Here is a 12,539-nt window from a genome sequence, read left to right as displayed (position 1 = left end):
TTTGGGAAGTGTCTGCCTTTCGTGCTAACTTTTTAGTCTCAAAGGCTAAAAAATTTGCACTTTTTTCGCGACCATGTGGGCGCTTAACCTTTAGATATCAGTGCTTTTAGATTATATTGGCCAGCCCTACGCGACTTATCCCACACTTTACTGATGCACAACCAAAATATACAATTACCCTGACTTTAGGGGGTAGGGAATAGAGATTGCAAAACAAGTAGCTCTAGTTATAGCAGTTTTCACTTAGGTAGACCACAGTAGGGACGTTCCATGGAACGTCCCTACTTAGTTTTTCCTTTCCTGCGGAATGCTAGGCAAACGTGGGGTAAATTAGACCTTTCAATTAGAGAATAGGAATGTATCCACCATGGTAGTCGCCATGACCACGACATAAAGGCAGGGCAAAAAATCTTAGTGTTGTCCTAACTCACTATTTCTTTCCTATATAAAATTTTTGTAGTAGATTAGAGAGTGAATGCACAAGCAAAGATTAAGCTAGCGTATTGGCTTAATATTCCGTGTTCTGTGGGTTATGACAAACACTTAAGAGTTTGGTAACTCAGCATAAGTATTGCCACCTTTTCATGTCGGCGATAGCCGTTTTGCTCCGCAACATGAAAAGTGTTTTTGGTGGCTAAAAGGTCTAAAAAAAATCAGCATCGTACCATTTTCCTAAAGTAACATTTAAGGCTTGAGACGGCAGTAGATTAGCTACACAAATTTTTGATTTTAGGGAACAAAAACAGAGAACAAAAAACAGAGAACAAAAAACAGAGAACAAAAAACAGAGAAAAGAGAACAACACTGTATCTCATTAAAAATTAGAACTGCTATATAAAAATTTTAGATGTAAAATGAAATCACTATTAAATAAATATATAAGGATCTTTCGGATGAAAATAGGAATTCTGGCTGGTGGTTTAGGAACTCGTATTTCAGAGGAAACTGTAGATAAACCAAAACCAATGGTGGAGATAGGCGGAAAACCAATTCTCTGGCACATTATGAAGCACTATGCTCATTATGGATTTAAAGACTTTACCATTGCTTTGGGTTATAAAGGTGAAGTTATCAAAAAATACATGATAGATTATTGTTCTCTCAATAGTAATCTGTCTGTTAATTTGCAAAGTGGCAAAATAGAAATGCAAGGGGGAGTAAAGCCTAATTGGAATGTGGAGTTAATTGATACAGGACTTTACACTAATACAGGTGGTCGGATCAAAAGACTTATTCCCCATATGGGTAATGAGACTTTTATGCTGACTTGGGGAGATGGAGTATCTGACTTAAATCTTAAAGATTTACTAGATTTTCATCGTAGTCATGGGAAATTAGCAACTTTAACTGCAGTACGTCCACCAGCACGTTTTGGTCACTTGGAAATGGACGGCGATCGCATTGTGGAATTTTCGGAAAAACTGCAAACTAAAGAAGGGTGGATTAATGGGGCATTTTTTGTTTTAGAACCTGGAGTATATGACTATATAGAAGGTGATGATACTCAGTGGGAAAAAGCTCCTCTAGAAAACCTGGCTCAAGATGGTCAACTGATGGCCTATCGCTATTCTGGGTTTTGGCAATGTATGGATACATTGAGGGACAAAAGACATTTAGAAAAACTCTGGAACAGTGGAAACGCACCCTGGAAAATTTGGGAGGAACCAATTGTCAGGAAGCCCCTAGCTAAAGCTATGGCGTTGTAACTCACTTGTTTCTTCGCTCCAAGGATGTTCTTGTCAAACACCTAACCAACCTAGAAGGGTTTTGTTCACCAAACCCCTACAGATTTCTACGTTATCGGTAAGTGTTTAAGCTACTGGATGCTATCTTCGCCAGTCCTGAGCTGCTATAACTCAAGGGTTAAACAAGGGAAGTGGGTTAAGATAGGGACGTTGTATGCAATGTCTCCACTTTTGAAAAGTACCGACAGATAACTTATGCGTTAGCGAAGCGGCGCGTTTCGGCTGTCGCCGACATAAAAAGCGCGGCCAAAGCTACTGAAATGGATGGTTTTAGGGGGTTTAAACCCCAGCTCTGTAAGGGGACTGGTCAGTTCAGTAACCCCCGTTGTTTTTCCTCCCCGTTGCTGTTGCTTAGGGGTTTCCAAACTACCGGAGAATTTTTAGATGAAGGTTATACTAACAGGCCACAAAGGTTATATTGGTACAGTTCTAGTTCCCATGCTTCTGGAGAAGGGGCATGAAGTTACGGGAATAGATAGTGACTTATATCAGGATAGTACCTTTGGAGAAGGTATTCCAGAAATTCCTGAATTAAAAAAAGATATCCGTGATGTGGAAGCATCTGATTTAGTAGGGTTTGATGCAATGCTCCATTTAGCAGGATTGTCTAATGATCCTTTGGGCAATCTTAATCCACAACTGACCTACGAGATTAATCATTTGGCTTCTGTTCATTTGGCTAAATTAAGTAAAGAAGTCGGAATTAGTCGTTATATATTTTCCTCTTCTTGTAGTAACTATGGTGCTGGAGGAAATGATTGGTTAACTGAAGACTCAGCTTTTAATCCCGTGACTCCCTATGGTATTTCTAAGGTAAAAGTTGAGCAAGATGTAAGTGAGTTAGCTAATGATGATTTTACCCCGACTTTTCTGCGGAATGCCACCGCTTATGGTGTTTCTCCACGTTTACGCTTCGATCTAGTTTTAAATAATCTAGTTGCTTGGGCTTTTACTACGGGAAGAGTATTTATTAAAAGTGATGGTACACCATGGCGACCTATTGTTCATATTGCAGATATTTCTCGTGCTTTTATTGCAGCTTTAGAAGCACCACGAGAGTTAGTGCATAACAAGGCTTTTAATGTGGGACGAAATGAAGATAATTATCGGATTCGGGAATTAGCTGATATTGTTAAAGAAACAGTTCCTAATTGTCAGATTGAATATGCTAAAGATGCAGGTCCAGATAAGCGTTGTTATCGGGTAGATTGTAGTTACATAATGGAAACATTACCAGAATTTCAACCCCAATGGGATGCTCGTAAAGGGGCGAAAGAACTGTATGAAGCGTATAAAAAAGTTGGATTAACTTTGGAAGAATTTGAAGGTCCGAAATATCAGCGTATTGCTCATATTAAAAAATTACTCCAAGAAGAAAAATTGGATACTAACCTACGCTGGCAATTTTAAAATAGGGTGGTGGTGAATAGTAATGGTAGAAGAGTGTGGGGAGAACTAAAAAATATATATCTTCACCATACAATTATAGCGCTACGCATTAAGGTTAGGATATTTCTAAATCCTGTTAGCGGAGCTTTTGTGCAGGAAAAACCCTTTATTAGTCTACTATTCCCGATTCCCTATTTCCTAGCGCTATACTATCCAGGACTACCTAAAATAGTTAATATTTATCAGTAATTCCAGTTCAATTTATTATTTTCAAATTAACAGGAAATAATAGAGTTTTTTCCAAAAATTTGATGACTAATACCTGATAAAAATAAATAGGAGAAATATCTAGCAATGTCTAATGGAATGCCTTCTTGTCGTGCTTGTGGATCTGATAATTTAGAGTTAATTATTTCCTTTGGTTATACTCCTCTTGCTGATGGATTATTGACGAAAGACCAATTAGATAAACCAGAATATACTGCTCCTTTAGACTTGGCTTTTTGTCCTGATTGTGGATTGGTTCAGATTACAGTAAGTGTTCCGCCAGAAATTCTTTTTTGTCAAGATTATCCTTATTTTTCTTCTGTTTCTCCTTCTTTAATGAAGCACTTTCGGGATAGTGCTAAAGCTATTATTGCTGCTAGAAATTTGAATAAAAATAGTCTAGTAATTGAGGCAGCGAGTAATGATGGTTATATGCTAAAGAACTTTGTAGAAGATGGGGTTCCAGTGTTGGGAATTGACCCAGCTTCTGCACAAGTTGAAGCTGCAAATGCAGCAGGAATTAATAGCATTTGTACCTTTTTTACTCAAGAATTAGCTAAGAAACTAAAAGAAGAAGAAGGAAAACAAGCTGATGTATTATTAGCTAATAATGTTTTAGCTCATGTTCCAGATTTGAATGGATTTGTTGCCGGAATTGCTATTCTTTTAAAAGATACTGGGGTAGCAGTTATTGAAGCGCCTTATGTAGTTGATTTGGTAGATCATTGTGAATTTGATACGATTTATCATCAACATTTATGCTACTTTTCAGTAACAGCTTTAGATAAGTTATTCAGACAACATAATTTATATCTCAATGATGTGCAACAAACCTCAATTCATGGAGGTTCATTGCGATTATTTGTTGAACCAAAAGAAGATGTTAAAGAATCGGTTAAAACTCTTTTAAAACAAGAAAAAGAAAGAGGAGTAGATCGGTTTGACTATTATCGAGAGTTTGGCGATCGCATAGAAAAAATCAAAAATAATCTCATGGATATTTTATGGGATGTAAAGAAACAAGGCAAAAAAGTTATAGGTTATGGTGCAGCAGCTAAAGCGACTACATTGTTGAGTTATTATGGGATTAATAAAACTCTTTTAGACTACATCGCAGATTTAAACAAATTCAAACATGGTCGTTATATGGGAGTTAATCATTTACCCATTTTTTCCCCTACTAAAATTCTAGAAGACCAACCAGATTACGTTTTAATTTTAGCTTGGAATTTTGCCGAAGAAATAATCAAACAACAACAGGAATATCAACAAAAGGGAGGTAAATTTATTATTCCAATTCCTGAACCTAAAATTGTCTGATTTGAATTTTATGGTAGTCATAAAATAGTAAAGAGATGAGATTTTTCCCTGGTGGGGGAGTATGCCGATCATTACTTCTTTATTACTACCAATTTTAGTGGTTATGTTTTAGATAAACAAAAATCAAATGAAAATCGCCTTTGTTAGTCAACCTTTAGATGTAGTTATTCCGCCTTCACAAAATTCTATAGGAATCTGGACTTATCAAGTTGCCCGCCGTTTAGCTCATTCTCATAATGTTATTGTTTATGTGAAAAAAACTCGGTCGAAACAAAAAATAGAAAATGATGAAAATATTAACTATAAATTAATCTGGGCACTTCCTAATAGTATATTACTTAAATTATCTGATAAATTAGCTAGATTTAGCAACCCGAAAAAACCATTATATACTGCTAAATTTTATAATTTAGAATATATATTACAAGTTGCACTAGACTTAAGAAAACAGCAATGTGATATAATTCATGTACAAAATTGTCCTCAATTTATACCGATAATTCGAGTATTTAATCCTCAGAGTAAAATACTCTTGCATATGCATTGTGAATGGTTGACACAACTGGATTACGAAATGATTGAAAACTATCTGCAAAAGGTCGATTTAGTCATCGGTTGCAGTGAATATATTACTGACAAAGTTCGTCGTCGGTTTCCACATTTTGCGAGTAAGTGTCAGACAGTTTTTAATGGAGTAAATCTGGAAAAATTTACCAATGAACTCAATCAAAAAAGAGAAAAAGATAATGAGATTAAAAAATTACTATGTGTAGGTCGAGTTTCCCAAGAAAAAGGTATACATATTCTATTAGAAGCATTTAATAAAGTTGTTGAAGAATATCCTCAAGTTCATCTTAATATTGTTGGACCATTTGAAGAATTACCCAAATCATTTATTGTTTCATTAAGTGATGATAACCAAAAAGTTGCTCAGTTAGCTTCATTTTATCAGACAGATAAAGTTACTGGAAAACCAATCAGTTACTTGGAACAATTAAAAAATAAAATCACTCCAGAAATAGCTGAAAAAGTAAATTTTTGTGGTCCTGCTGCTCATACAAAAATACCTAAATATTATCAAGAAGCAGATATTTTTATTAGTTCTTCATTTAGTGAAGCATTTGGTATTCCGAATGTAGAAGCAATGGCAAGTAAACTCCCAGTTATTGGAACTTTAGTGGGAGGAATTCCCGAAATTATCGTTAATGAAAAAACAGGATTGCTAATTGAATCTGGTGATTATTTAGCTTTAGCTGCAGCAATTTTACGTCTTCTTAAAGATGATAATTTAAGAGAAGAAATGGGTGAAAATGGCTATGAAAGAGCTATTCAACTTTTTTCTTGGAAAAGTATTACTGAAACATTAGTTAAACAGTATAAAGATATCTTAGAAGGATAATGACTAAACCGTTGATTAAAAATAAAGTTAGTCAATTTTATAAACGCATCCTCAAACATAACTGTAGGGAATATAATGAGACTGATTTAAAAAAATCTGCCCTAATTTTTTCCCCCCACTTTGATGATGAAACATTAGGTTGTGGTGGTCTGATAATTAAGAAAAAACAGGTTGAGGCTGATGTTAAACTTGTTTTTATGACTGATGGGAGTAAGTCTCATAATCATTTAATGTCGGGAAAAAAACTACAAGAAATTAGAAGACAAGAAAGTTTTACTGTAGCAGAATTACTGGGGCTAATTCAAGATGATATCACATTACTTGATTTTCCCGAAACACAACTAAACGAGAACTATGATTCTGCTGTTCAAGAAGTTACTAAAATAATTAATAAATATCAACCAGAAGAAATTTTTATTCCTCATTTTAGAGAACCTTTATTATGGTCAGCAGACCATTTGACAACGACTAAAATTGTTAAATCAGCCTTAAAACTTTATCAAAAAGATGCAATTGTCTATGAATATCCTGTTTGGTTTTGGTTCCATTGGCCTTGGGTAAGTTTGCCTATTAAAACCAAACAAAATAGGAAAACAATATTGAAAAACACATTAATTTATTGGTTTGGCTTGAGAGTCTTAGGCAATTGCAACTGCTCTCTGTATATTGGAGATATTCTGACAAAAAAAAGAGCAGCTTTAGAACAATATAAATCTCAAATGACTCGTTTGATTAATAATCCAAAATGGGCAACTTTACAAGATATTTCCAATGGAGAATTTTTAGAATGCTTCTTCCAAGAAAACGAAACATTTCGACAATATAGTAAATTAAAATAAAAAAATGATTCAAACAACTCAATCTTTTATTGACTCCTATGATGAAAATTTAGCTCAAGGTAAAGTTATTGGGAAAAAAAACTCCAGTGGAATTATTCGTAAAGGAATAGACACAGAAGGTATTATTAGTATCGATCATCACGCTATCCGCATTCAACCTCTGAATCAACCTGGATGGGGACGCTCAGGTATTGCTTATGGTCCCTATAATCGCGTTAATGGATTAACTTTTGCTACTTTTATTTTAAATGGTCATAATACCTCAGAAGCAGGGAATATTATGGATAGCATCATTAAAAGGCTTTTGTATTGGGGTTATGGAAGTGGTGCAAATAATCCTTTGAGACAAGTGATAGGTTGGTTGAGGAGTCCATATAAGAGAAGAATGTGGCGAAGATTTATATATTGGTTTAATAATACTCCACAACGCTGTCAACTACCAAAACTTCGGGAAAATTTAGCCATTGGTTGGTTTCCTAATGAGGTTCCTAGTAACCCTCTAACAGAAGGTAATGGATTTATTATTCATGCTACGACTCAAGAAAATGGAGAGCTTAAAACTCGGATTGGAACTAATATTCTTTCAGCTTTTAAGGGTCTTCAGAATATCCCGATTTATTATATTGTGATTTTGAGGGAAAAGGGAGCTGCTTATTATGCTGCTTCTCTTCCTCATAGTTATGGACTAGGTGATTATCCTAATATGCGTCCTATAGCAATTGACCCTTGTAATGATGATCAAATCGTCTATGGAGGAATTTATCAGAGTGTATTAGGAGAAATTGGTTTTACAGTTGATACCAGAGTTTATGGAACGCAAATTGAGCAACTGTCTGAATTGGCAACTTGGTATGGTACTGCTATGGGAGCGGATAGTCTGATTGGGGATAGATTAATAAAAGATTCGTCAGCAGAAGTTGGTGGTTTTTGGCAAAGCATTCAAGGTAATTTTAAGTTAACAGCAAAAGGAGCAGTATCTCTTGAAAAAAATAGTTTTGCTGTTTTGAATTTAGACTGCTCAGTTGGATTAGTTCATACTTTAATAAATACATCGGATGAGATTACTGCATCTCATTTAATTTGGCGGTTTCAAGATGAAAACAATTTCTGGAGTTGGGAAATAAGAGATGAGGGATGTCAACTTCAAATTCAAGAACAAGGAAAATGGCATAGTATTGCTGTTAGTGAAAAATGGTGTTTGCACCCTAATAAAAATCACTCTCTACAAATTTTGGATGATGGTGAAAGGTTTAGTTTGTATTTGAATGGGGAATTAGTATTTAATAATCAGTTTGAGGATGTTCGTTTAAATCAAGCTACAGGAGTAGGAATTTTCGCCAAAGATGAAAATCAAAAGTTATATTTTCGTGATTTTGAAGCTCATCCTCGTAGTATTTCTATTCCTAATTCTTTGAATTTAGCTTCTCCTTGGCAAGTAGAAGGAAAAGAAGTTATTTTTGCTGAAGATTTTTCTGGTTCCGCTGGAGATTTAGCTAATAAACTTTCAAATACTGGTGAAAAAATCTGGCGTAAAGAAATGGGAAAAGGAGTTATTGAACTTACAGGTAATAATAGTGCTAAAGTTCAGGCAACTGTCAAACATCCTAATCCAAATCGTACTGCTTATACTGTTTCTTGGGAAAACCAAAATTTTGCTGATGTAACAGTTGATATTATCCCACCAGGAACGAAACGAAGACAAGGAGAAGAGGGGAGAGGAGGGTTGATTTTTTGGCAAGATCGAGGTAATTACATGATTATTAATAATTGGTTAAATAACGGTTTTGGCGCTGCTTCTATCTCTTCTTTTTTCTCTCTGAATGGATTTGAAGACCTATATGATGCAGTTTGGACAAATATTGGGAATCGAGTTACTTGGGGGGTTTGTCACCAGTTAAGAGTTATTTTTGATGGAAATAATTATACAGTTTTTGTCAACGATGAACCAGTTTTATATCGTGCTTTAACTGATGTTTATCCTCTGATTAAGGGATTATCAATCAATAAAATTGGTATTGTTGCTAATTGGGAATGGGGTCGTGATACGGGAACAGTATTTAAGAACTTTATGGCTAAAATATAGCAAGTCCAACAAAGTAGGAAGGAAAACTAGATAAATATGGTGTACCGCAAATTATTTCTGGTTGGTTGTCCTCGTTCTGGCACAACTTGGTTGGAAAAAATGATTAACTGCCATCCTAATATTGTGGCAGTTCTAAATGAAAGTAATGCTTATTCTAACACTTACAACAACTTTACCTATTTGAAAAAGCAAAAGTTCAAAAAAAAATTGAAATCAGCAAAGTGGCTTTTGAAATCTTATGGTTTGAAGTCTTTGTTGTTCGGAATTGAATCAGAAGATCTATGGCAAGGTATTTTACAGCAGTATAAGATAAATGAAAAAGGCGTAGATAAGTTTGGGCTTAATGATCGAGTAAGTCATGGTGGGCTTCATCATCTAGTAAGTTATGCAGAGCTAGAACAATTAATCGCACAAGTTCGCTCTGGTTCAGAAGATGACTTAACAAAAGTCATCTTCTGAACCAATTAATGTTCGATTGTTTTTTTACAAATAATGGAGGTACTGAAAAGCAAATTATCCTAGAAAAAACACCGCTACATATACACTATATTGATGTAATCTTACGCCAGTTTCCAGAAGCGAAAAGCATAGAAATTATTCGAGATGGGCGAGACGTTTGTGTTTGTTACCAAGCACTAGCAAAAACTCAAAGTTGGGCTAGACAAAGTACAACAAGTGTGATTAAAACATGGAAAAAAGCCATTGAGGCAGGAGAAAAAGCTAAAGCAGATCCAGAAATTAGCGATCGCATCTACTCAGTTTGTTATGAAAAACTTCGCAGTTATCCCCAAGAAGAACTGAGCAAAATCTTTGATTTTATTGGTTTAGAGTACGATCAAGCATTAGTCGATAGCATTACTGATGTAAATGATATTAATAAAGTTAAAAACAAAGGAGAAGGTAAACTTGCTCGCAAAGGTTCTATCGGAGAATGGCAGACTAGACTTTCTCAACAAGATGTTACTCTTTGGCAAGAGTTAGCAGGAGATACTCTAGCTCGTTTGGGCTATTTAACTGAGGCTAAACTTATGATGAAATTTGGATTGGGACAAAAAGAGAACAATTTTAGAATTCCTATAATTCAAAGTTAAGGATAATAAATAATGTTAAAGCAATTATTGATTAATGGATTACAACTTCTGCCTTCAGATATTTTTCAAAGGTTGGTTAAAACGAATAGTAATATTAAGATTAAGAAGATTGCTCGTGCAGGGGTAAAAAATCGGGATGTTACTATTCAAAATGGAGTAGGAGCAGGATTAAAATTCAATTGTGGAGAATCAAATCCTGATGGTGCATTAGGAATATATGAACCTCCAGTTCAAGAAACTTTAGCAAACCATTTAAAACCTGGAGATATTTTTTATGATATTGGTGCAAATGTAGGATTTTTTACAATTATTGTAGCTAAGTTAGTCGGAGAAACAGGAAAAGTTTATGGTTTTGAACCAGCACCAGAAAATGCTAAATTACTCCGAAAAAACATTGAATTAAATAAGTTTAATAATGTTACTGTCATAGAAAAAGCTGTGGCTGAAAGCTCACAAAAAGGGGAGCTTGTATTGAGCGATTATTGTGGTGGGAATGTTCTGGCAAATTTTTTTGCCGGTGTAGAATCTACTCCGAATAAACAGAAGTCTATCTCTGTTGATGTAATTTGTATTGATGATTTAGTTGAAAACCAAACTATAAATCCTCCTAATATGGTCAAAATTGATGTGGAAGGAGGAGAAATTAATGTACTTCAGGGAATGATGAAAACAATTAATAATCATAAGCCAATTCTTCTGTATGAAATAGATGATAGAAACAAACGAATTTTTCAGGAAAAAATGAACAAAATTGATTCTTTTGTTAGTGATTTGGGATATACATTGAAAACACTAGAAGATGCCTATCCTGATATTGGCTGGAATGTAGGTCATGTTATTGCCATACCAAAACATAGCTAAGAGGGTATCTATAAATAAAAGATTAAGGCTCGATGTAGGGTGGGTCAGACACCGAATAATCTCACAAAATAAAATAATCTTTTCCTGGCTGCCGTAACCCACCGAATACTAGATATTTCAGGTGTTCGTTTAGATTTATTTTACAGATACTTTCTAAGTATAGAAATTAATCAGGATTTTTGAGTTAGTATAGCTATAGAGAAATATCAATATATTTATCTATAAGCGAAATTAGACAAAATCTAGTATTTTCGCTATAAATAAAATTCATAAAACGATTCCGTTTCTCAGGTTAAAATAAAAAAAATTAATTACAAGGTAAATCAAATGAGCAAAGAGTTATTAACAAAAAATTCAAACCCACAGCAAATAACTAGATTAGCTAATCATACTTGCCCAAACTGTGGACACAATCAATTATCACTTTTTTACGAGGTAGAAAGTGTTCCAGTTCATAGTTGTTTAATGTCGTCAACTAAGGAAAAAGCACTAGAGTTTTCCCGTGGAGATGTCAAGTTAGGGTTTTGCGATAACTGTGGGTTTATTACGAACCTGGAATTTGATTCTAAATGGTCTGCTTATGCTCCGAATTATGAGGATCAACAAAGTTTTTCACCTACTTTTAATAAGTTTGCAAAGGAACTCGCTAGTAAACTAATTGAGAAATACGATCTTCACAATAAAGATATTGTGGAAATTGGTTGTAGTAAGGGTGATTTTCTCTTACTGCTTTGCGAGCTAGGGAATAACCGAGGAGTTGGTATCGATCCTTCTGTTGTTCCTGGACGAGTTGAGAGTAGTGCAGGCGATCGAGTTAAGTTTATTCAAGACTACTACTCGGAAAAATACTCTGAATATGTGGGAGATTTTATTTGTTGCCGTCATACACTGGAGCATATCCAACCTACACAGGAATTTATCCAGACTGTTCGGAACTCTATTGGCGATCGCTTGAATGTATCGGTTGTTTTTGAGATTCCGGATACTGTGCGAGTTCTTGAAGATATCGCTTTTGAGGATATTTATTACGAGCATTGTTCCTATTTTACACCAGGTTCTCTGGGACGGTTATTTAGACAGTGTGGGTTTGAAGTTACGGATCTATATCGTGCTTATGGGGAGCAGTATCTTTTAATTGAAGCTAAACCAGTCAATACTACTTCTGATATTGTTCATCCTTTAGAAGAAAGTGTTACAGATGTTGTGCAATATGTTCAGCATTTCAGCGATAAAATTTATCAGAAATTAGACTTTTGGAAAAATTATTTAGAAGAGGCAAATAGGGAAAATAAAAAAGTAGTAGTATGGGGTTCTGGTTCTAAATGTGTTGCCTTTTTAACTACTCTGGATACCATTGATAAAATTGATTATGTTGTTGATATTAATCCTCATCGCCATGGTAAATTTATTCCTGGTGTTGGGAAAGAGATTAAGTCTCCAGAATTTTTAAAAGAATATCAACCTGATGAGGTAATTATAATGAATGAAATTTATCAAAATGAGATTCAAAAAATGCTTAACGATATGGGAGTAAGTGCTAAGATT

10 protein-coding genes are annotated in these 12,539 nt (G+C 34.7%); all 10 read left to right on the top strand.

All coding sequences use genetic code 11. The features are described 5' to 3' along the window. The first annotated feature begins 893 nt into the window (after positions 1 to 893). A complete protein-coding gene (rfbF, locus tag AFK68_RS28765; RefSeq protein ID WP_094674014.1) occupies positions 894 to 1,706 on the top strand; it encodes a glucose-1-phosphate cytidylyltransferase in 813 nt (270 codons plus the stop codon). A gap of 423 nt (positions 1,707 to 2,129) precedes the next feature. Next, positions 2,130 to 3,155, top strand: a complete 1,026-nt coding sequence (locus tag AFK68_RS28760; protein WP_094677198.1) for an NAD(P)-dependent oxidoreductase — start codon at positions 2,130 to 2,132, stop codon at positions 3,153 to 3,155. Between the two features lie 333 nt (positions 3,156 to 3,488). After that, on the top strand, positions 3,489 to 4,721 hold the full coding sequence (locus AFK68_RS28755; RefSeq protein ID WP_094677196.1) for a class I SAM-dependent methyltransferase: 1,233 nt from the start codon (positions 3,489 to 3,491) through the stop codon (positions 4,719 to 4,721). A gap of 127 nt (positions 4,722 to 4,848) precedes the next feature. Then, the gene (locus tag AFK68_RS28750; RefSeq protein ID WP_094677194.1) at positions 4,849 to 6,120 is read left to right on the top strand and encodes a glycosyltransferase family 4 protein; all 1,272 of its coding nucleotides are present in this window, start codon (positions 4,849 to 4,851) and stop codon (positions 6,118 to 6,120) included. After that, positions 6,120 to 6,959, top strand: a complete 840-nt coding sequence (locus tag AFK68_RS28745; RefSeq protein ID WP_094677192.1) for a PIG-L deacetylase family protein — start codon at positions 6,120 to 6,122, stop codon at positions 6,957 to 6,959. The genes AFK68_RS28750 and AFK68_RS28745 overlap by 1 nt, the downstream gene beginning before the upstream one ends. Positions 6,960 to 6,963: 4 nt before the next feature. Beyond that, positions 6,964 to 9,042 carry a nucleotide-binding protein gene (locus AFK68_RS28740; RefSeq protein ID WP_094677190.1) on the top strand — a complete coding sequence of 693 codons (2,079 nt, stop codon included), beginning with the start codon at positions 6,964 to 6,966 and terminating at the stop codon, positions 9,040 to 9,042. A gap of 36 nt (positions 9,043 to 9,078) precedes the next feature. Beyond that, positions 9,079 to 9,501 carry a sulfotransferase gene (locus AFK68_RS28735; protein WP_094677188.1) on the top strand — a complete coding sequence of 141 codons (423 nt, stop codon included), beginning with the start codon at positions 9,079 to 9,081 and terminating at the stop codon, positions 9,499 to 9,501. 8 nt (positions 9,502 to 9,509) lie between these two features. Further along, positions 9,510 to 10,133 carry a sulfotransferase gene (locus tag AFK68_RS28730; RefSeq protein WP_094677186.1) on the top strand — a complete coding sequence of 208 codons (624 nt, stop codon included), beginning with the start codon at positions 9,510 to 9,512 and terminating at the stop codon, positions 10,131 to 10,133. Positions 10,134 to 10,145: 12 nt separating this feature from the next. Then, positions 10,146 to 10,994, top strand: coding sequence for an FkbM family methyltransferase (locus AFK68_RS28725; protein ID WP_094677184.1), 849 nt, complete (start codon positions 10,146 to 10,148; stop codon positions 10,992 to 10,994). A gap of 327 nt (positions 10,995 to 11,321) precedes the next feature. After that, positions 11,322 to 12,539 (top strand): class I SAM-dependent methyltransferase (locus tag AFK68_RS28720; protein WP_094677182.1); only part of this gene is annotated, 1,218 nt, incomplete at its 3' end.

This window comes from Hydrocoleum sp. CS-953, assembly GCF_002260545.1.
GTDB lineage: Bacteria > Cyanobacteriota > Cyanobacteriia > Cyanobacteriales > Microcoleaceae > Trichodesmium.
Note: the sequence above shows the minus strand (reverse complement) of the source record. Positions and strands in the feature narration are given on the sequence as shown.